Here is a 21,773-nt window from a genome sequence, read left to right as displayed (position 1 = left end):
GAGTGACTAATATTTATGGCTGGTACAGAAAATACCAACAAGGAACAATGGGAGAGAGAAACACTGCGGGATTTGGTGCTCTCCTCCCTGAGAGAACAAAAGAAAGCACGCAACTGGGGTATTTTTTTCCGTTTGCTGACCTTTTCTTATTTGTTTACATTACTTTTCTGGGGATTGGGTTGGCTGGATACTGAAACAACTGGCGGTTTTGGCAAGCACGCCGCACGGGTTGATTTGCGTGGGGAAATTACTTCGGATGGTTTAAACAGTGCAGAAAATATCAATACCGGACTGAGAAAAGCATTTGAAGATAAAAATACAGCCGGGGTGATATTGCGGATTAACAGCCCGGGTGGTAGCCCAGTTCAGGCCGGCGTCATTAACGATGAAATTCACCGGTTGCGTACACAATATCCTGATATTCCCTTATATGCTGTGGTTGAGGATATTTGCGCTTCAGGTGGTTATTATGTTGCCGTTGCAGCAGATAAGATTTTCGTAGACAAGGCCAGTATCATGGGATCGATTGGCGTGCTCATGGATGGATTCGGGTTTACCGGGACACTTGAAAAACTGGGAATAGAACGTCGCCTGTTGACAGCCGGAGAAAACAAGGGATTCCTTGATCCCTTTTCGCCCTCCGATCCAGGACAGAGAGAGCATGCAAAGAAAATGCTGGCTGAAATTCATCAGCAGTTTATTCAGGTGGTTCGGGATGGTAGGGGTGATCGTTTGCAAGATAGCCCCGAAATTTTTAGTGGCATGGTGTGGACAGGTGCTAAGAGTGTGGAGCTCGGGCTGGCAGATGCACTGGGTAGCGCAGATTACGTTGCACGTGAAATTATCCAGGCTGAACGTATCGTCGACTTCACCGTTCAAGAAGGAATTACAGAACGTTTTGCCAAGCGGTTTGGCCGAGTCGCGACAGATTTGCTGACTGATACCAGATTGGCATGGATTATCCGGTAAGCTCTGGTTGATTGCGAGTAAATTTCATTTCATGCGGTGCAAGTTGTTCCGGTTTGCCAGTACGAAATCCGGCGCTACCGGTGGTAATTGAGATCGTTGACATATATCAGTGAGCTGAAGATTGATCGGTTTGCTCTGAATGCCATGTTACAACCAGTCCGGTACTTTCCTTTGGTGTCTGGAAATGACAGTCAATGCCGATTTCTGCTACCCAGACAAGTTGATCTCCACAAAAAAGGAGTGGCAGTATGTTGCGTTTCCATGGAGGGAGTGAAGCTTCCTGCAGAATTTTCTTCAGACTGCGACGAGGGCGTTTGCAATCCGGCTGAAATCGCTCGCCTCCCGATCTCGAACGGATTGTAATAATCTGCTGATCCAGTTTGGCCAGATGAATACCCACATTGTTTTGTCGAGTAAACTCAAGTACTCCTTTTGATGATCCGATTGCAAGGCGCTGCTCACCTTGCCAGACAACGGGTAATATTGATTTCGGCAGAGCGTCAGCAGGCAGGAATTCGATTAATCCACGGTGACAACGAATTTCCAGAGTATCCACCACGAAATGGAATCGGTTGTCGGCTTGTATGTTGTATAGCTGACATAGAATCTCTTCCAGCTTTACCGCACTTGGCAGCTGAGTCATTCGTTGCGCCAATAGATGACGCAGCAAATTCCCGGCGCGGGCATGATCAAGCTCGCGCAACCCTCGCAGGCTCAATTTATCTACAATCATGGTATTTTGAGCGTCGATTTTTGCCAGTTCATCCAGTAAATGAGCCGCTTCGCCGAGATGCCGGGTAGATCGAAACAGTGTTTTGCGGTAAGCCGGGTATCGTTGCTCCAGTAAAGGCAAAATCTGATGCCGTAAAAAATTACGATCGTAGGAAGTATCCAGATTGCTTTCGTCGGTTACCCATGACAATTTCTGAAATTTTGCGTATTTCTGGATTTTTGAGCGTGGAATATTGAGCAGTGGTCTGAGTAATCTGATGGTCTTGCCTGGTGCAAATAATCTGACTGTCGGCATGGCACTGAGCCCTTTGATACCTGCGCCGCGCAATAATTGCAACATCAGCGTCTCGACCTGATCATCCTGATGCTGTGCCAGCACAACATAATCTGCCTGAATTTGCCGGAATATTTGATAGCGAGCTTCTCTGGCAAGCGCCTCCAGACTTTTCTGCGGTTGCTTGCAGATCTTTAACCGGTGAGTGGATAGAGGAATGGCAAGGCTGTCGCAAAGTGTTTGGCAGAAAGTGCTCCACTGGCTCGAGTGTGCACTGATGCCATGTTCAACATGGACTGCTGATACATCCAGTTGCATAGATTTAGAAAGTGTTGCAAGCAGATGCAGCAATACGACAGAGTCCATCCCACCACTCAGAGCAACTACCAGATGATCACCGGGCTGGACTTGTGCACTCAGGTTATGAAAAAAGCAGTTGGTTATATCATCAATCGGGTTGATTGATTTTGAATCTGCCATATCCTAGCAGTCGATCAAGGCGTTTTTGTAGCAATGTTTCCAAGGGAATATCCTGCAGCTTTCGTAGTGATTCTTGTATTGCCTGCCGGACGGATTGCATTACAGCCGGATAATCACGGTGTGCGCCACCCACAGGCTCGGGAATGATGGTATCAATTAGGGCCATTTCCTTGAGTCGGTCGGCAGTGATGCCAAGTATCTCAGCCGCGTCGGATGCTTTGTCTGCACTTTTCCATAGAATGGATGCGCATCCTTCCGGTGAAATAACTGAATAGATGGAGTATTGCAGCATCAGGCTGGTATCGCCTACAGCGATGGCCAGCGCTCCACCTGACCCACCTTCTCCGATAATGACGCAAATAATAGGTATTCTCAGCCCTGCCATGACATACAGGTTTTTGCCGATGGCCTCAGATTGCCCGCGTTCTTCCGCGTCTATGCCTGGATAGGCGCCTGGTGTATCGATAAAGGTAATCAATGGGATCGAAAACTTTTCTGCGAGACGCATGAGCCGAAGTGCTTTGCGATATCCCTCTGGCTTGGGCATGCCAAAATTATGGTAGATCTTTTCCTTAGTATCATGTCCTTTCTGGTGCCCGATCAGCATAACAGTCTGACCATTAAAGTGCGCCAATCCACCAATGATCGCCCGGTCATCTGCAAAATTCCTGTCACCATGCAGTTCTTCAAAATCGGTAAACAGATGTTTTATGTAATCAAGTGTGGAAGGACGTAAAGGATGGCGCGCTACTTGTGAAATCTGCCAGGGTGTAAGTTTTGCATAAACACTTTTGGTCAGCCCTCGACTTTTTGCTTGCAATCGAGTGATTTCAGCTGAGATATCCAGCGCGGAGTTATCTTGAGCAAAGCGTAATTGCTCTATTTTTGCCTCAAATTCCTCGATGCCCTTTTCAAAGTCCAGAAAGACGTTTTTCATACAGATTAATAGGATTAAAAAAGCGAAGAAGCGCGATGATACAGGACTTAACCTGCGTCGTTTATTCTTTCGGATGTCTAGAAAACAAGGAGGCGTGAAATACCAAAGTCTATAAATCTTATTGTTACCGCAGTGATTACTGCCTGATCACCTCAAATCCAGCATCTTCTATTGCCCGGCTAAAAATCATGTCTTCGTGAGAGCCATCGTGTTGAACGACTGCCTGTCCATCATCAAGAGACACCTCAGCGTTGCTTACTCCTGGGATTTTTGTTAATACAGTTTTGACGCTACTGACGCATCCCCCGCAGGTCATTCCCTTGATATGAATAATAGTTATTGGCATAAAAATTCCTTTTGCTAGAAGATAAAATGAGTAAAAGACTAGTTTGCCGGAATTTTAACAGTACTGAATCAACGATTGCTGTGCCCTGAATGCTTTGTAGATCGTCAGGGCACATACAGTAAGTCTCATCCTTTCAACGGAAATTTTCCAATAGCGTAGTTGATGAAGGTGATTTGTTATTTCCCGTCAAGCGATTGGCTTCAGTCTCTTTCGCCCAGTAAAGCAAGCAACAACTGTATTAGGCTTATAAATATATTGTATAAACTAAGATAAATCCCCAATGTTGCCATAACGTAATTGGTTTCACCGCCATTTATAATTCGGCTTACATCAAACAGGATAAATCCCGAGAAAACCAGCACCGCCGCAGCTGAAATAACCAGTGAAACAGCTGGTATTGCCAAAAATAAATTAACCAGAGAAGCCAAAATAACCAGTATCAGTCCCGCCAGCAGAAAATTACGCAGGAATCCGAAATCTTTACGGGTTACCGTCACCACGCTTGCCAGTGTAAAAAAAATGATGCCTGTTCCTGCAGCAGCAAGTCCGATCAGCTGAGCGCCATTTTTAAATTGTAGCGCATGCTGCAGCAGGGGACCCAACCACCACCCGGCAACAAAGGTAAACAAGAAAAGAAGAATGACGCCCCAAATACTGTTGCGTGCAGCACTGACAGCAAACATCAAGCCGATCATTGCAGCCAGCATTGCAAGCGAGCCCATAATCGGAGATTGAGCCAGGAACAGAAAATCTGTATTAATACCAACAGCTGAACCAAGCATTGTTGGAATCATGGTCAATGCAAGCATTAAATAAGTATTTCTCAGTACCTGGTTATGTATATGTGAGCCTAATGCTTCTGATGTAGGAATTGCATATTTGGAATCAGATTGCATAGTTTTATTTTTCCTCAAAATTAAATAAAAATAAGTAACTTAGGCTACCTTGAGGAGGAAAAAGTTGCAATTCAATTTTCGGGTCATTAGATTTAACCACTTTTCTATAGTGGTCTTGGGGGTTGTTTGCCTGATTTCTTGTCTGTGCAGGCAGATGAGCGCCATGCGTCATGTCAAAATGATAGATATATCGAGACAACAAAAGGAATTTAGGTGTCGGAAGATAAAAAAACCGATATCCATAGTGACAACATGGTAATTTTCCTCATAAAAATCATGCATCTTCCTTCTTGTGCTAGCAGCGTCCGAATGCTAAGATTGCCCCAAAATTGTTACCCGGTTTCGGCTTCTATTGGTTAGTCAGGCTGAACAGCCAGGCAAACGTTCTTATGAGCAGCTGATTGTGAGGTGTGGGGCAAGCTTACAAGATCACAGGTGAGCTGCTGAAATTGATTTGGTAATTAATGTGGGGGGGTAATATATGAAGGGTAGTAAGTTGATGGCGTTGCTATCAAGTTTTGTGATTCTTGGCTCTTATTCGGGATTGGCGATATCTAGCAAATATAATCTGCCTGAGCCACAAACTCCGATTGCACAGGAAATATACGATCAGCACATGATGGCACTGTGGATCTGTTTGGCAATATTTGTTGGTGTGTTTGGTGTGATGGGCTATTCCATCGTCAAGCATCGTAAATCGGTTGGGTATAAGGCAGCAAATTTTCATCACAGTACAACGATTGAATTAATTTGGACGGCAATTCCTGTGTTGATCTTGATTGCGATCTCATGGCCAGCAACCAAAACAGTTATCGCGATGAAGGATACCAGCGAAGCGGATATCACTATCAAAGCTACCGGATACCAGTGGATGTGGGGGTATGATTATATTCAAGGAGAAGGTGAGGGAATAAGCTTTTATAGTCAGTTATCCACTCCGCAGGATCAGATTCGTAACCAAGCGCCTAAGGGAGAAGATTATTTGCTGGAAGTGGATAATCGCGTAGTAGTGCCTACCGGAAAAAAAATCAGAGTGCTCATGACAGCTAATGATGTTATCCATGCATGGTGGGTACCTGCACTTGGCGTAAAACAAGACGCCATACCCGGATTTATTCGTGATGCATGGTTTAAAGTAGAAAAACCGGGAATCTATCGTGGCCAGTGCGCTGAGCTTTGTGGTAAGGAACACGGATTTATGCCGGTAATAGTAGAAGTAATGGAGCAGGAAAAATACAGTCAGTGGGTTGCAGATAAACAAAAAACTGCATCGGCTGCGGTAGTGAATACAGCTCTCGTTGAAAATGAGGCGAGTAAAAACTGATATATCCGGAATATAGAGTCGGGGTATAGATCAATTAGATTGAAAAAAGGAGAAGATAATGGCAGTAATACAAGACGTACATGGCCATACGCACGATCATCCGACCGGCATAATGCGTTGGTTAACTACGACCAACCATAAAGATATCGGAACGCTTTATTTGTGTTTCAGTCTGGCTATGTTGTTTGTTGGTGGTTTTCTGGCCATGGGTATCAGAGCAGAGCTTTTTATGCCTGGTATTCAGATACTGGAGCCAGAGGTATTTAACTCGTTTACTACACTACATGGTCTGATCATGGTGTTTGGTGCTGTAATGCCGGCTTGGGTGGGGTTCGCTAACTGGCAGATACCATTAATGATCGGGGCGCCAGACATGGCTTTTGCTCGTCTGAATAACTGGAGCTTCTGGTTGCTGCCGATTGCAGCGCTGTTATTGATAACTTCATTTTTTGTACCAGGCGGAGCTGCTGCTGGTGGATGGACGTTTTATCCTCCGTTGTCCACGCAAGGTGGTATAGGAACGGACATGATGTTGTTTGCAATCCATATTTTCGGGATGTCCTCTATTATGGGTTCTATAAACATCATTACGACTATTCTGAACATGCGTGCTCCAGGTATGACATTGATGAAGATGCCAATGTTCGTGTGGAGCTGGTTGATTACCGCATACTTGCTTGTATTGGTTATGCCGGTGCTGGCGGGTGCTGTAACAATGGTAATTACAGACCGTAATTTTGGTACGAGTTTTTTCAATGCTGCGGGTGGTGGTGATCCGGTTATGTTCCAGCATATCTTCTGGTTCTTCGGACACCCGGAGGTATATATTATGATTTTGCCGGCGTTCGGTGTGATTTCTGAAGTTATTGCAACATTCTCACGTAAACCGTTGTTCGGTTATACATCGATGGTGTATGCAATTGCTGCAATTGCACTGTTGTCTTGTTTTGTGTGGGCGCACCATATGTTCACTGTTGGTATGCCGGTGACTGGACAGTTGTTTTTTATGTATGCAACGATGTTAATTGCTGTGCCAACGGGTGTTAAGGTCTTCAACTGGACGGCGACCATGTGGCGAGGTTCCATGACCTTTGAAACGCCAATGTTGTTTGCAATAGGGTTTATCGTTCTGTTTGTTATTGGCGGATTTAGCGGCGTTGTTTGCGCAATAGTTCCAGTCGATGTGCAAGTGCAGGATACATACTATGTTATTGCGCATTTTCATTATGTATTGGTTTCTGGAGCCTTGTTTGCATTATTTGCAGGCGCATATTACTGGCTGCCGAAATGGACTGGTCATATGTACAGTGAAACATTAGGCAAGTGGCACTTCTGGCTGTCAATGATATTCTTTAATGTGGCATTCTTTGTTCAGCACTTCCTTGGATTGGCTGGTATGCCGCGCAGAATCCCTGATTATGCGCTCCAGTTTGCTGATTTCAACATGATTTCAAGTATTGGTGCGTTTGGATTCGGATTGACACAGCTGTTGTTTGTATACATTGTTATTAAATGTGTACGTGGCGGAGAAAAGGCAGCGGATAAAACTTGGGAAGGAGCAACTACTTTGGAGTGGACGCACCTGCCTTCGCCAGCGCCTTACCACAGCTTTGAAACCCCACCTGTTGTTAAATAAACAGGTATAAACAATGGCTGAGAATAGAGACGCAGAATTAAAGCGCAAAAAGTTACATACTGCGTTAATTCTGGTCATCTTGGTGGTAATGGTTTTTATAGCAACGGTTATATTTAGACAGGAATGAAGTGGCGTGACCAAGACCAATAACATCGATATATTAAAAAAACTACTTATTTTTAGTGTGGTTATGTTTGGTTTTGGTTACGCGCTTGTGCCTATATACAAAAAATTCTGTGAAGTAACTGGTATATATGAGCTAGAACGTCCGGATGCAGTATCTAAAAATATCGAAGTAGATAATACAAGGTTAATCAATTTACAGTTAGATGCGAATGTACGCAGCCTTCCATGGAAATTTAGGCCGCTGCAATCCTATATTCGTTTACATCCTGGCAAACTTACAGAAGTTATGTATGAAATCAGCAACGAATCAGAAGAGCCACAGGTTGGGCAGGCTATTCCGAGCTATAGTCCTAAAAACCTTGAAAGATATCTGAAAAAAGTTGAATGTTTTTGTTTCTCGCAGCAGGAGCTGAATGGTAAGGAAGTCAAGCAACTGCCAGTCAGATTCCTGATTGATCCGGAAATGCCTGATGATATACATACTGCAACGATTTCATATACTTTTTTCAAAGTTAAAGCCAATTAAGTGGAGAATGAATACCTGATAACAGTGATGTCGAAAATACATTTTTCTGTTTCGGACTGTAGAAATGCCTTTGTTTTTATTTATATCAGATCAGCGATTATCGATGATTTTTAGGATGGTGGCGTTTTGTTTTGAATCCAGTCAGGCTTGTAGCAGGTTAAGTTAAATAACAAGGAGGAAGATATATGAGTCAGGGAACGGGTTATTATGTGCCGTCTCCATCCAAATGGCCGATCATAGGATCAACGGCTTTGCTTTTCATGGCTTTTGGCGTAGTAGGTACTGTAAATAAAATCCCGTTGGGATATGGCGTCTTGATTACAGGGTTAGTCATATTAGCTTACTTGCTTTATGGCTGGTTCCGGGAAGTGGCTCTTGAAAGTGAAGCAGGTAAATATAAGGCACAAGAAGATAAATCGTTTAGATGGAGTATGGGATGGTTTATTTTCTCCGAGGTGATGTTCTTTGCATCATTCTTTGGTGCATTGTTTTATATGCGTGTTCTTTCCGTACCTGAGCTGGCTGACGCCGAGCATGAATTGCTTTGGCCGGATTTTGCCGGAGGGTGGCCTACAGCCGGACCGGGATTTGATGAGAAATTTACACCTATGGGAGCATGGGGAATCCCCGCCATCAATACGGCACTGCTGTTGACTTCTGGTGTAACCCTTACACTTGCACATTGGGCATTGAAAAAGAATGACCGTGGTGCTTTAAAACTATGGTTACTTGCGACCATAGCGTTAGGTATCACGTTCCTTGGTTTCCAGATATACGAATATGGACACGCATATGCTGATCTGAATCTTAAGATGACCAGTGGTGCATATGGATCGACTTTCTTCATGTTAACGGGTTTTCACGGATTTCACGTGACAGTCGGTACAATTATGTTGATTGCGACCTTCTTCAGATGTTTAAACGGTCACTTTACGCCGGAGCGGCATTTCGGATTTGAAGGAGTTGCGTGGTACTGGCACTTTGTTGACGTTGTCTGGTTGGGATTGTTTATTTTTGTCTATTTGTTGTAATAAAAATAAATAAACGTCGGAGAGAAAAAAGTTCGACTCTTTTACGCGAGAGTCGAACTTCAAAAATTCATATGGTTGTGTACAAGGCTGTTTGATGCCTGGTTTTCTACAACAATTCAGACCATCGCTATGGTCAACAATAGTTACTATATTTGCGATTGTGCTTTTTTTGAAGCTGGGTTTCTGGCAGCTGTCTCGGGCAGAAGAAAAGGATGATCGTTTTTTGCTTTTAGAACGCTATGCCCAGCAGCCACCAGTTACAATTCCAGAGTCACTTGTAAACCTGGATGATTATTTATATCGCCGAGTTGAAGTTGATGGTTATTTTGATCCAGAGCAGAGCATCTTTCTCGATAACAAAATCCATCATGGAGTTGCAGGCTATCATGTGCTTACACCGTTGCGGCCAGTAAACAGCTCAATTGATATCCTGATCAATCGCGGTTGGGTAGCTGGAGGTAATGATCGATCAGTGTTGCCCGATATTCGCACACCAGACGGACTGGTTCATCTGGTTGGAATAGTAGTATCGCCATCAATCAGAACGTTATCACTTTCAAACGATAACTTCGCAGGAAGCGTTTGGCAAAATTTTGATCTTGATAGTTATCAAAGCATGACCGGACTTACCTTGCAGCCTTTGCTGCTATTGCAGCAGAATGATGTCGCAGATGATGGCCTGGTCAGACAATGGGAAACTCCGGATTCCGGTTCTTCAAGAAATACAGGTTACGCTTTTCAGTGGTTTTCATTCGCAGCAGTGGCTTTAATTATCTACATTGTATTAAATGTCAAACGAAAAAATAACGCGTAGTCGGCTTAAACTGATCATATTAATACTGGTGATATTATCGCCAATCGTAATTTCATCCTTCCTGCATCGATGGGATTTTCGTCCGGATCATACGGTAAATTATGGGGAGTTGCTGGAAATCAAGCCTCTGCAGGGAGTAGCAACAAATATTGAAGACAATACAATTTTCCGGAATCGCCAATTAAAAGGTATTTGGAGTTTATTGATTATTGACTCAGGAAAATGTGATGGTTACTGTCAGGAAAAGCTTTACATAATGAGACAGATTCGCTTGGCTCAGAATGTTGATAAAGATAAGGTTCAGCGGATATGGTTAATTAATGATGATGTTAAACTTGATCCAGAAATAGTTGATAAATACAAAGGGACCAAACTGATTCTCGCACAAGGCAAAGATTTGTTGAGTGAGTTTCCCTTTGTGAATGACCAGAAAGACCATATCTATGTTATCGACCCGATGGGAAATCTAATGATGCGGTATCCCCGGGATCCGGATCCCAAAAAGATGATCGGAGATCTGAAAAGATTGCTAAAACTCTCGCATCCTGAGTATTAACTGGAGGCTGACCAGGGCGGCAGAGTGAAAATCGATTTTACGGGACAAGGTGCCGATTAACGTAAATTATAAGCAGGTATTACAAACCTGTAATTGGAAATTAGTATTATAAGGAGTGAGTAATGTCAGCAAATCCGTTAGTCTGGCAACAGGCAACCACACGCATTCAACAGTTTTACCGACTTACCAAACCACGGGTAGTTTCTTTAATTGTTTTTACGGCTGTGATTGGTATGTTTCTATCAGTCCCCGGCGCAGTCCCTTTGGATAAGTTAATCCTGGGCACGATCGGAATATCACTTGTTGCGGGCGCAGCTGCTGCCCTTAATTGCCTGGTTGAGTATAAGTTTGATGCAGTTATGGCCCGAACAAAGGGGCGACCCTTGCCCCAGGGAAAAGTGAGTGTTCCTGAAACTCTGTTTTTTTTGGTAATAGTGGGTGGGCTTGGGCTTTTTATTCTCCATCAATGGATTAATCCATTGACTATGTGGCTAACGCTTGGCACGTTTGTAGGGTATGCAATCATATATACCGTAATACTTAAGCCGTTGACACCACAAAATATCGTTATCGGCGGTGCATCTGGTGCTATGCCACCCGTACTGGGATGGGCAGCAGTTACAGGAGAGGTTACGGCTGATGCTCTGTTGCTGTTTCTTATTATTTTTGCCTGGACTCCTCCTCATTTTTGGGCATTGGCTCTTTATCGCAAATCGGATTATGCAAAAATTGGGATGCCAATGCTTCCAGTCACACATGGTGAGGAATTTACTCGGCTGCATGTGTTACTCTATACAATCATTCTTTGTATTGCAACAGTTTTGCCTTACCTTACGCAGATGAGCGGTTTAATTTATCTTGCGAGTGTGCTGATACTCGATGCGGTATTCCTTTATTATGCAATCAGGATTTACTTGCACTACACTGACCAGATTGCCAGAGAGGCTTTTCGCTACTCTATAATTTATCTGGCATTATTATTTACCGCGTTACTGATGGATCACTACTTTTATTTCTGATATCAAATAAATTCATTATCTGAACAAAAAACCTCGATAAAAATAAGTTTTTATCGAGGTTTTTATTTGTCTGAAAGATTAGAGAAAATATTGGCGTAAGGCAAAAATAAATAATACGTTCGATTTTAACGCCGCATTGTGTTTTTCAGTGGTATTTTGAACAGTTTTAGGGGAATAATTTTCCTGGATTCAGGATATTGCAGGGATCAAATGTTAATTTGATCTGCTTCATCAAAGTCAAGGTGGCTTCATTGAGCTCTTTATCAATGTAAGGGCGCTTTTCAGAACCAATGCCATGCTCACCCGAAAGTGTTCCGTTAAGGCTGATAACCAGATCAAATATCTGATTCAGGCATTGATATGCATTTGCGTTTTCCCCTGGATTATCCGGATCAATCAGCAGATTGATGTGAAGATTTCCATTACCTGCATGTCCAAAGTTCACGTTGGGTATCTGATATCGTTTACATAGCGAGGATAATCCGGCTAACAACTGGGGAATTTTATCAACGGGTACTACAATATCCTCATTTATCTTCTTCGGTGCGATATCTCGCAGCAAGGGCGATAACGTTTTTCTGGCCTTCCACAAGTCTGCTGTATTTTGAACAGGCAGTGCTTTCAGCAATCCGGAGTTTTGACAGGCAGCCAGAAGTCTGGTTGCTATTTCAAAAATTTCGTGTTTTGTACCATCGATCTCAATCATCAGCATGGCACGAGAATCATCCGGTAACATTCCGGGATTCCTGGAGCGAATAAGATCAAGCGAGCCTGAATCCAGGAATTCAAGCGCGCTGGGTCCTTGTGGCTCTTTCATAATAGTCGCTATCGCTGATGCACAACTCTCAGTATCTTGATAATGAGCAACAAGTCCACTTTTTGCTGCGGGTAACGGAGTCAGCTTAAGTGTTGCCTCGGTTATAACAGCAAGCGTACCTTCCGAGCCAACCAGTAAACGGGTAAGATCGTACCCAACTACCCCTTTGGTGGTGTAGCACCCTGTTTTAATAATATTGCCTTGCCCTGTTACTGCGGTCAGTCCCAAGACATGGTCGCGAGTCGTGCCATATTTAACCGCATGCGGACCTCCTGCGCAGGTGGCAAGGTTTCCGCCGATACTTGAGAATGCAGCACTGGAAGGATCTGGCGGCCAAAAAAAACCATAAGGTTTGACAGCTGCCTGGACGGATTCATTTAAGACCCCCGGCTCTGCAACAAGTACTCGATTGGCCGTATCGATCGATATAATTCGTATCATGCGCTCCAGTGAAAGTGAAGCCCCCCCCTGCTCGGTAAGACTGCCACCAGCTGTACCGGTGCCTCGCCCACGAGGCGTCAAGGGAACCTTGAACTGATTGCATAGCTGGATCGTCTTGACGACTTCATCAGTTGTCAGAGGGAAAATGACACATTCAGGCGGAAAATATTTTCTGCTGTTGTCATAAGCATAAGCGTAACAATCAACCGGATCGAAATAGAGACGATCAGGTGGAATCAGATTTTGTAATAATTGGATAAACTCAGCGGACAACATCGATTGATGCCAGAGAAAACTTTGAGAAGAGCTGAAAAGGCACTTGCTTTGAATCTGTTCATCTTGATCAAGGAAAGTCATTGCTGTCGGACATGGGGCAATTCCGTTATTTCATTTTCACTTAACTTTGCATGATTGATGTAATCATCAGATGAAAATGGAATTAGTCAAGGTACTCAAATACTTTAACAACCTTTATAACGCTTTCTGTCGTACTGGCAATGCGTGTAGCAGTATCCCCTTCTTTTCGGGTGACCAGCCCCAGTAAATACACAACACCGTTTTCTGTAATTACTTTGACATGGTTTATCTGGAATACTTTATTGTTAATGAAGCGGGCTTTTACCTTGGATGTGATTAGTGCGTCATTACTGCGGGAAGATAATGAGCTTTTGGGCGCAACAGTAATTTCATTGGAAATATTTCGTACGTTTTCGATACTCATTGCCAGTTTTTCGGCTTCCTTTTTGCTGAATTCGTCAGGTACTTCACCAGTCAGCAAAACATTACGGTTAAAACTGGTGACGTTAATATGGACTTTGTCACCCAATCGTTCTTCAATTCTGCGACTGGTTTTAAGTTCGATTCCCTCATCGTCTATATACATTCCACTACTACGACGATCTTCCACCATTAATGCCCCGGCTCCGGCACCCATTCCCACGCCGGTCAAGACCACTGGCGCACACCCCGGCAAAAGGAACAATAAAACTTGCGTCCATAATGTCAATCTGATGAAAGTATTTTGCATAATGATTGAAAAACGTACAATAAACCTAATCTGTTTGCCAAAACAAAAGTTTGCAAGCTCCGGCACGCGTCACTGAACCTGCAACAAAATAGCGTGGAAATACAAAGTACATAGTCTACACTGGTTTAACCTGTACTGATGATTAACCACTGTGCTTTATTGTCTGCAGGCAAAGCCTTAGAATACAAAATTATAATTTTTTCCTGGTTGTGAACGAATACAAAGTTTTTATTGAGAACTGCACATGACGCTAAAACAATATTGACAATTGATGATTTACCAACGGATTGTCATATTCTTTCCAGCATACTAACCCAAAACAGGTCAGCAGGAAGGGGGAGGGGCTGAAAATGGTGAAGCAGGTGTTACCAAAGTCAGAGAGACTTGGCCGGATCTGGTTTTAATGGATGTGGTAATGTCTGGAATCAACGTCTATCAGACAACACGCATGCTTGTACGGGATGGCGCAAAGTGCTACATCCCCGGATCCTGTGTACAATCAGTAAACCAGATAAAATCTGGGGGTGCGACAAGGTGCTCAGGATTATATTACCAAGCCGGTTGTGGCTGCAGAGTTGCTGCAAAAAACTGTCGAACTGGATTAATGTGTTAAAAACAGACTACGCTGAGGCATCAATTGTTGATGACTGAACAAAGCAATACAAAAGTTCAGAAAATTTCACTCGCTATCCCGGTGCTGGGAATCACGATCAATGAAGATCGCTGGCTGATTCCAATGAATGATATCAGTGAAATATTGCCTGTCCCGAAAATAACACCGGTTTTTCTGACACACCCCTGGTTTCTTGGTGTCATCAATGTACATGACAACATTTATGGTGTATGCGACCTCGCCCATTACTTGGATGAAAAGCCGACGCGCGTTAATGTAAAGACGCGAATTTTCTTGACTGCTTCCCGTTCGAGGACAGGCTATGCCATGCTGGCTGAAAGTGTTCTGGGTATCCGGGACCTGATGGAGTTTACCCGTCAGCCAGACCACGAGGACAAACGGCCTGTTATTGCCAATATATACAACGACCGCCAAAACAGATCTTGGCGTATGCTGAATTTACCCGCACTGGTACGACTTGAATCCTTCCTTAAGGTAAGCGATTGAATTGCTCTATGTGTGCTCACGCTCGCACGACCCCACCACAACAATACAACAGAATTTCTTTCCAACATGCAATCTTCTTTTGCCGTTAACGAAAAAGTAGAAATCCTCGCTGAAGCATTGCCATATATACGGCGCTTTCATAATAAAACCATTGTAATCAAATACGGCGGCAATGCTATGACGGAGGAAATACTCAAACAGAGTTTTGCCAAGGATGTAGTGCTGCTGAAGCTAGTCGGCATGAACCCGGTTATCGTCCACGGTGGTGGTCCGCAAATAGACAGCATGCTGAAGCGTGTCGGCAAGGAAGGTGTGTTCATACAAGGTATGCGCGTTACAGATGCCGAGACAATGGATATTGTCGAGATGATATTGGGCGGACTGATCAACAAGGAAATCGTCAATCTTATCAATCGCCATGGCGGACAAGCGGTAGGACTGACCGGTAAGGATGGCATGTTTATTCGTGCCAAAAGAATGCTGATCAAGGATAGAGAAAATGTCGGGCAATGGATTAACCTTGGCCAGGTTGGCGAAATAGAGTATATCGATCCTTCGCTGATTAAATTGCTTGAAACCCGTGGTTTCATCCCTGTAATTGCCCCTATCGGCGTCAGCGAAGAAGGTGAATCTTACAATATTAATGCTGATCTTGTGGCGGGTCACCTGGCGGAAACACTCAAAGCTGAAAAACTGATATTGCTGACTAATACGCCGGGTGTGCTGGATAAAAATGGCAATCTGCTCACGGGTCTGACCACCAGCCGGGTAGATGAGCTTTTTGCTGACGGTACTATTTCCGGTGGGATGCTGCCCAAAATAAAATCAGCGTTGGATGCAGTAAAAAATGGCGTCAAATCCTGTCATATTATTGACGGGCGTGTACAGCATGCTCTTTTGCTTGAAATACTGACTGACGAGGGAGTGGGAACCCTGATTAAAAGCGAGAGCTGAAGATCAAGCCAGGACAAAAATAACTTAGGAGCTTCTGATAAGTCTTCCATGAGCGCATGATTTTGCCACAGCCTTTTGGAGACTGGTTTTGCGGACGGACTACAGTGTTAAGCGTGTTGTGAAGGGGTCACATTCACTGCCGCATTTGTACAAAACACAGTGTGCGGCCATGTGGGATTTAATCAGAAGTTTCCTTGTCATCACATCTGACGATTTGATCTGCACTCAATTCTTCAAGGAAGATCTGAACTGCAAAATCCAGCAAACTTCCGGGCAAACCCCATTTTCCAGTCCAGTTATTTGTTTAAACAAAAAAGCAGTGATGATAACCTAGGCTCTTGATATCAATCTGGAAAGCACTTGAAACTATGAAAATTGCGGTTGCAGGAGTTGGTTATGTAGGATTGTCTAATGCGGTATTACTGGCGCAGCATCATGAAGTTGTTGCACTGGATATTGTTCCCGGAAGGGTAGAGAAGCTCAATCGTAGGGAATCGCCCATTGAAGACGCGGAGATTGTGGATTTTCTGGGAAACAAACCTCTGAACCTGCGTGCTACGGTTGATAAACGTGAAGCATATGCAGGTGCCGAATTTATCATCATTGCCACGCCGACAGACTACGATCCTGAAACCAATTATTTCAATACAAGTTCCATTGAGGCAGTCATTCGTGATGTCATGGCGATCAACCCTCAGGCGGTAATGGTAATCAAATCCACTATCCCGGTAGGCTATATCACCAAAACACGAAAAGCGCTGGGTACAGATAATCTGATTTTTTCTCCTGAATTTTTGCGTGAAGGCAAGGCGCTTTACGACAACCTGTATCCTTCACGCATTGTGGTGGGAGAGCGTTCGCAACGGGCCGAGGTCTTTGCCAGTCTGCTCAAGCAGGGCGCTATCCGCCAGGATATTCCGCTATTGTTTACCGATAGCACTGAGGCAGAGGCAATCAAACTGTTTGCCAATACATTTCTTGCAATGCGCGTTGCCTATTTCAATGAGCTGGATACTTATGCCGCTACGCTGGATCTGGATACACGTCAGATCATTGATGGAGTTTGCCTTGATCCGCGTATTGGCAATTATTACAACAATCCGAGCTTTGGCTATGGTGGTTACTGTCTACCCAAAGATACAAAACAGCTGCTGGCCAATTACCGCACAGTGCCACAGAATCTGATCCATGCCATCGTCGAAGCCAACACCACGCGCAAGGATTTTATTGCTGATGAGATTATTCGCCGCGGACCCGGAGTAGTCGGTGTCTATCGCCTTATTATGAAAACGGGCTCGGATAATTTTCGTGCTTCGAGTATTCAGGGCATTATGAAGCGCATCAAGGCTAAGGGGATTGAGGTGATTGTCTATGAGCCGGTGCTGAATGACGCCGAGTTTTTCAATTCACGGGTAGTGAATGATCTGGAAACATTCAAACGCGAAGCAGATGTCATCATTGCCAATCGTAAAACTGACGCACTGAGAGATGTCTCTGACAAAATTTATACACGTGATTTATTCGGGAGCAATTAGTTGAAGATACTTATTACGGGTTCAGCCGGATTTATTGGATCTGCACTGGCACTGCGACTGCTTGAACGGGGCGATACTGTTATTGGTGTTGATAATCACAATGATTATTACGATCCCAAGCTGAAGGAAGCCCGCCTGGCCCGTTTTGCTGATTATTCTGCTTACACCCATTTACGTTTGGATCTGGCTGATCGGAAAGGGATTCAAACCTGTTTTGCAAATCACAAGCCGCAACGCGTGGTGAATCTGGCAGCTCAGGCCGGGGTGCGTTATTCCATCGAAAACCCGCTGGCGTATATCGATAGCAATATCGTTGGTTTTGCACATATTCTGGAAGGCTGCCGTCATCACGGTGTTGAACATCTGGTGTATGCCAGCAGTTCCAGTGTTTACGGTGCGAATACAACCATGCCGTTTTCGGTGCATCACAATGTGGATCACCCGCTCAGTCTTTATGCTGCCAGCAAAAAATCGAACGAGCTGATGGCGCATACCTACAGCCATTTATACAACCTGCCTACTACCGGGCTGCGTTTTTTTACGGTGTATGGCCCGTGGGGGCGACCGGATATGGCGCTGTTCAAATTTACCAAAGCGATTCTGGCCGGAGAGAAAATACCGGTTTTCAACTATGGCAGGCATCGGCGGGATTTCACTTATGTCGATGATATTGTCGAGGGTGTGATCCGCGTGCTGGATCAGCCGGCTGAGCCTGATCCGGCCTGGAACGGTGCAACACCGGATGCCGGCACCAGTACAGCACCCTGGCGGGTTTACAACATCGGGAATAACAGCCCGGTCGAACTGATGGATTACATTGCTGCGCTGGAGAAAGCACTGGGTAAAAAAGCTGAAATGGATTTGCTGCCACTACAGCCGGGTGATGTGCCCGACACCTATGCCGATGTTTCCGATCTGATCGAACAGTTTGATTACAAACCTTCCACGCTGGTGGAGCATGGAATTGCCAATTTTGTGGCGTGGTATCGCGCTTATTTCAATTTGTAGGAGATAACATGCAGTTGCAGGATATCAGGCTTGCCATCATCGGACTTGGATATGTCGGCCTCCCGCTGGCCGTGGAATTCGGGCGCAAGCGCCCGGTAACCGGTTTTGACATCAATCAGCGCCGTATTGATGAGCTCAAAAACGGCAACGACTTTACGCTGGAAACTACGTCGGAAGAACTGGCTGCAGCCAAGCAGCTGGAGTTTACCACCCATTTGGATGATTTGTACGCCTGCAACTGCTACATCGTGACGGTTCCTACGCCGATCGATGAATACAAGCGCCCCGATCTGACGCCCCTGCTCAAGGCGAGCGAAACGGTTGGCAAGGTGCTGAAACAGGGTGATATCGTTATTTACGAATCTACCGTCTATCCTGGTTGTACTGAGGAAGACTGTGTGCCAGTGCTGGAGCGGGTTTCCGGCCTGAAATTCAACCGGGATTTTTATTGCGGTTACAGTCCGGAGCGGATTAATCCGGGAGACAAGGAGCATCGCGTGACCACAATCAGGAAAGTGACATCCGGCTCTACGCCGGAAGTTGCCGATCTGATTGATCAGTTATACCGGGAAATTATTACAGCCGGTACGCACAAGGCAGAAAGTATCAAAGTGGCGGAGGCTGCCAAAGTGATTGAGAATACGCAGCGTGACCTGAACATTGCGCTGATCAATGAGTTGGCACTGATTTTCAACAAAATTGGTATCGATACGGAAGCGGTGCTAAAGGCGGCAGGTACCAAATGGAATTTTTTGCCGTTTCGGCCCGGTCTGGTGGGCGGGCACTGTATTGGAGTGGATCCGTATTATCTGACGCACAAAGCGCAGGCGATCGGCCACCACCCGGAAATTATCCTGGCCGGCCGGCGGTTGAATGACAGCATGGGTGCCTATGTGGTTGCTCAACTGGTCAAAGCAATGACCAAAAAGCGCATTCAGGTGGAAGGTGCCCGGGTACTGGTGATGGGGCTGACGTTCAAGGAAAACTGTCCGGATCTGCGCAATACCCGCGTGGTGGATATCGTTAAGGAACTGAAAGACTACAACTGCGTAGTCGATGTTTATGATCCCTGGGTCGATGCCACTGAAGCGCAGCACGAATATGGTATTGTGCCGATAGCATCACCCGACGTCGGTCATTATGACGCTATTATTCTGGCGGTGGCGCATCGTGAGTTTAAGGACATGGGCGCTGCTGCCATTCGTGCTTTGGGTAAATCCAATGCAGTACTCTACGACCTCAAATATGTGCTCGATCCACAGGAATCGGATCTGAGATTGTGATTCCTGATGATAGCAGATGTACCAAAACAGTTTCTATCCAGCGCTTATATTCAGACTGTTTATTGTCGGGGCATGGAGTGTATATCTCAATTGGATTCGATGAATGCGGTTTTTGAAGCAGTGGTCAATGCTATGGCGCACAGAGATTACTTCATATACGGTTCCCGTATCCGCCTACATCTGTTTTCAGACAGGCTGAAAATATTTTCGCTCGGTACGCTAATACCATGACGGTAGAAAGCATTTCCGGGCGCAATGAACTGGTCACATCTTGACTGATGCACTGTTCCATGAATGCGATGGGCAGCTAACATAATTACATCATGGATAAGCACGGAGAAAGTGTGCCGATCATCATCACGGAAAGAGACAGCTTTCGGATAAAAATTCGTGTACAGATTGCTGAATGATGCTGACCATTTAGGCAGCCCAGCCGCCTCATGGAGAAGATAAACATAAAAATCGCAGCTGATTGCTTATCGACCTCTGGAAACCGTGATGGATATTGAGTCTACTGCCTTCGCTCATGCCGACCTGATGGGTGAGACTACTGCACGCCTGATTGTACGCTTGATATGCTGTCTGGCTGCGTTGCTCCTCGTTGTAGGGAATGACTCTTTCAACACCTTCTCCAACAAAATGTCACCTTGTGTTGTTCAGGGGTTCCTTAGCCTTGTCTGATATATCAGGAAAAAACCGGGATCTTCACCAGTTACTGGATAATCTGGTATCGCTAGCGATAGTACGGGGATTGGATTATCTGGTGCCTTTAATTACGCTTCCATATCTGGTAAGAATTTTAGGTATAGAGGGGTTCGGGCTGGTCAACTATGCACTGTCTTTTGCTTTGTATTTTTCTGCGGTAATGCAATATGGCTTCACGATAACAGCAGTTAGAAAAATTGCAAAAAATCGTGATAATCCTAAAGAGATTGCTGTTATTTATAGCGAAACTATCACGGCTACGATGTTACTCATTGTGGCAGGTGCGCTGATCTATTTTCCGATGGTGTTGTTTATAAACGATTTTTATCAGCATTTTTGGCTGTACGTATTTTCGTTTACTTTTATCGTTGCGCAGGCATTGTTTCCTCTCTGGTTTTTTCGGGGCGTGGAACGAATGCGACAGAGCGCTGTAATTAGTATTACATCGAAACTGTTGATGTTGTCTGGTATGTTCATCTTTATTAAGAATGAATCAGATTATTACCTGGTTCCGGCATTGAACACCGCAGCGATGGCTGGATGCGCAATTTTTTCTGCTTTCTGGATATCCAGCCAGTATGACATTTCGTACAAGATCCCTTCCCTGAAAAAAATAAAAGACGTGTACAAAGAAGGGTGGGATATTTTTATTTCTCAGCTGGCACCCAATCTGTATAACAACTCTGCTTTCTTTTTGTTAGGGGTTTTTGCAGGGCCGACAGCGGTCGGTTTTTTCAGCGCAGCATCAAAAGTAGTCGATATATTCAATTCTGCCGGGATGATCATTTCCAATGCATTTTTTCCATACCTGGCCAGAAACAAAAATATGATTCCTAAGTTTCATAAACTGATGTTGCTCATGGGTTTATTACTCATGATCCTTTGTTTTGTTTTTTCGGATTTTATTACAGCAATTTTGTTTGCTGATAAAGGTGCTGGCATTGCTTATTACATCAAGTTCATGAGCTGTGGGATCTTGGCTTATTTTATGACTTTATCATTTCATCATAACGGATTGGTACTGGCTGGAAAAGACAGATATGTTCGATTGATTTCTGTATGGGTGTCTGTTTTCTTTTTTTTAATAGGGCTGGGAATTGTTCCAGTTTTTGGAATTTATGGCGCGATGATTATGCTGGTAGGCGCACGGATAATGATGGCTGTGGGAGGGTTCTTTTTTTACAAAAGGTATGTTGCAGATACTTTTTAGTCCTGGA

20 protein-coding genes are annotated in these 21,773 nt (G+C 44.6%); 14 read left to right on the top strand and 6 right to left on the bottom strand.

Going from position 1 to position 21,773, the window contains the following annotated elements:
- The first annotated feature begins 15 nt into the window (after window positions 1-15).
- Complete coding sequence (locus ABO04_RS02700; RefSeq protein WP_160809079.1) at window positions 16-969, top strand: S49 family peptidase; 954 nt, start codon at window positions 16-18, stop codon at window positions 967-969.
- A gap of 106 nt (window positions 970-1,075) precedes the next feature.
- On the opposite strand, the gene tilS is transcribed toward ABO04_RS02700, so the two are convergent.
- The 4 genes from tilS to ABO04_RS02680 form a co-directional block, all read right to left on the bottom strand.
- Complete coding sequence (gene tilS / locus ABO04_RS02695; RefSeq protein ID WP_160809078.1) at window positions 1,076-2,455, bottom strand: tRNA lysidine(34) synthetase TilS; 1,380 nt, start codon at window positions 2,453-2,455, stop codon at window positions 1,076-1,078.
- Window positions 2,424-3,392 carry an acetyl-CoA carboxylase carboxyltransferase subunit alpha gene (locus tag ABO04_RS02690; RefSeq protein ID WP_160809077.1) on the bottom strand — a complete coding sequence of 323 codons (969 nt, stop codon included), beginning with the start codon at window positions 3,390-3,392 and terminating at the stop codon, window positions 2,424-2,426. Before ABO04_RS02690 ends, tilS begins: the two co-directional genes overlap by 32 nt.
- A gap of 136 nt (window positions 3,393-3,528) precedes the next feature.
- Entirely contained in the window at window positions 3,529-3,738 is a 210-nt protein-coding gene (locus ABO04_RS02685) for a heavy metal-associated domain-containing protein (RefSeq protein ID WP_160809076.1), read from the bottom strand.
- Window positions 3,739-3,938: 200 nt separating this feature from the next.
- Window positions 3,939-4,634, bottom strand: a complete 696-nt coding sequence (locus tag ABO04_RS02680) for a Bax inhibitor-1/YccA family protein (RefSeq protein ID WP_160809135.1) — start codon at window positions 4,632-4,634, stop codon at window positions 3,939-3,941.
- Window positions 4,635-5,115: 481 nt separating this feature from the next.
- Here ABO04_RS02680 and coxB point away from each other — a divergent pair, with 481 nt between their 5' ends.
- From coxB to cyoE, 7 genes are all read left to right on the top strand, one after another.
- Complete coding sequence (gene coxB / locus ABO04_RS02675; RefSeq protein ID WP_160809075.1) at window positions 5,116-5,958, top strand: cytochrome c oxidase subunit II; 843 nt, start codon at window positions 5,116-5,118, stop codon at window positions 5,956-5,958.
- Between the two features lie 58 nt (window positions 5,959-6,016).
- On the top strand, window positions 6,017-7,594 hold the full coding sequence (gene ctaD, locus ABO04_RS02670; protein WP_160809074.1) for a cytochrome c oxidase subunit I: 1,578 nt from the start codon (window positions 6,017-6,019) through the stop codon (window positions 7,592-7,594).
- Between the two features lie 133 nt (window positions 7,595-7,727).
- Window positions 7,728-8,246, top strand: coding sequence for a cytochrome c oxidase assembly protein (locus tag ABO04_RS02665; RefSeq protein ID WP_160809073.1), 519 nt, complete (start codon window positions 7,728-7,730; stop codon window positions 8,244-8,246).
- Between the two features lie 185 nt (window positions 8,247-8,431).
- Window positions 8,432-9,277: a cytochrome c oxidase subunit 3 gene (locus ABO04_RS02660; protein WP_160809072.1), complete on the top strand. Its 846-nt coding sequence runs from the start codon at window positions 8,432-8,434 to the stop codon at window positions 9,275-9,277.
- Between the two features lie 94 nt (window positions 9,278-9,371).
- Window positions 9,372-10,091 (top strand): SURF1 family protein, encoded by a 720-nt coding sequence (locus ABO04_RS02655; protein WP_160809071.1) that lies wholly within the window; start codon window positions 9,372-9,374, stop codon window positions 10,089-10,091.
- Complete coding sequence (locus ABO04_RS02650; protein ID WP_160809070.1) at window positions 10,066-10,647, top strand: hypothetical protein; 582 nt, start codon at window positions 10,066-10,068, stop codon at window positions 10,645-10,647. The genes ABO04_RS02655 and ABO04_RS02650 overlap by 26 nt, the downstream gene beginning before the upstream one ends.
- Window positions 10,648-10,769: 122 nt before the next feature.
- A complete protein-coding gene (gene cyoE, locus ABO04_RS02645) occupies window positions 10,770-11,666 on the top strand; it encodes a heme o synthase (RefSeq protein ID WP_160809069.1) in 897 nt (298 codons plus the stop codon).
- A gap of 166 nt (window positions 11,667-11,832) precedes the next feature.
- On the opposite strand, the gene ABO04_RS02640 is transcribed toward cyoE, so the two are convergent.
- Both ABO04_RS02640 and ABO04_RS02635 read right to left on the bottom strand, forming a co-directional pair.
- The gene (locus ABO04_RS02640) at window positions 11,833-13,200 is read right to left on the bottom strand and encodes an FAD-linked oxidase C-terminal domain-containing protein (protein WP_160809068.1); all 1,368 of its coding nucleotides are present in this window, start codon (window positions 13,198-13,200) and stop codon (window positions 11,833-11,835) included.
- A gap of 163 nt (window positions 13,201-13,363) precedes the next feature.
- Window positions 13,364-13,951, bottom strand: coding sequence for a BON domain-containing protein (locus tag ABO04_RS02635; protein WP_164504219.1), 588 nt, complete (start codon window positions 13,949-13,951; stop codon window positions 13,364-13,366).
- A gap of 643 nt (window positions 13,952-14,594) precedes the next feature.
- Here ABO04_RS02635 and ABO04_RS02630 point away from each other — a divergent pair.
- The 6 genes from ABO04_RS02630 to ABO04_RS02605 all read left to right on the top strand — a co-directional run bounded on the left by ABO04_RS02630 (window position 14,595) and on the right by ABO04_RS02605 (window position 21,766).
- Complete coding sequence (locus ABO04_RS02630; protein WP_240141381.1) at window positions 14,595-15,071, top strand: chemotaxis protein CheW; 477 nt, start codon at window positions 14,595-14,597, stop codon at window positions 15,069-15,071.
- A gap of 66 nt (window positions 15,072-15,137) precedes the next feature.
- Complete coding sequence (argB, locus tag ABO04_RS02625) at window positions 15,138-16,025, top strand: acetylglutamate kinase (protein WP_160809066.1); 888 nt, start codon at window positions 15,138-15,140, stop codon at window positions 16,023-16,025.
- A 368-nt stretch (window positions 16,026-16,393) separates the two neighbouring features.
- Window positions 16,394-17,560, top strand: a complete 1,167-nt coding sequence (locus ABO04_RS02620) for a nucleotide sugar dehydrogenase (RefSeq protein ID WP_160809065.1) — start codon at window positions 16,394-16,396, stop codon at window positions 17,558-17,560.
- Complete coding sequence (locus ABO04_RS02615) at window positions 17,561-18,568, top strand: NAD-dependent epimerase (RefSeq protein WP_160809064.1); 1,008 nt, start codon at window positions 17,561-17,563, stop codon at window positions 18,566-18,568.
- Between the two features lie 8 nt (window positions 18,569-18,576).
- Window positions 18,577-19,851, top strand: coding sequence for a Vi polysaccharide biosynthesis UDP-N-acetylglucosamine C-6 dehydrogenase TviB (gene tviB, locus ABO04_RS02610; protein WP_160809063.1), 1,275 nt, complete (start codon window positions 18,577-18,579; stop codon window positions 19,849-19,851).
- Window positions 19,852-20,461: 610 nt separating this feature from the next.
- Window positions 20,462-21,766: an oligosaccharide flippase family protein gene (locus tag ABO04_RS02605; protein ID WP_160809062.1), complete on the top strand. Its 1,305-nt coding sequence runs from the start codon at window positions 20,462-20,464 to the stop codon at window positions 21,764-21,766.
- Window positions 21,767-21,773: the final 7 nt, after the last annotated feature.

The sequence above is a fragment of the Nitrosomonas sp. HPC101 genome, assembly GCF_009833125.1.
Classification (GTDB): Bacteria; Pseudomonadota; Gammaproteobacteria; order Burkholderiales; family Nitrosomonadaceae; genus Nitrosomonas.
Note: the sequence above shows the minus strand (reverse complement) of the source record. Positions and strands in the feature narration are given on the sequence as shown.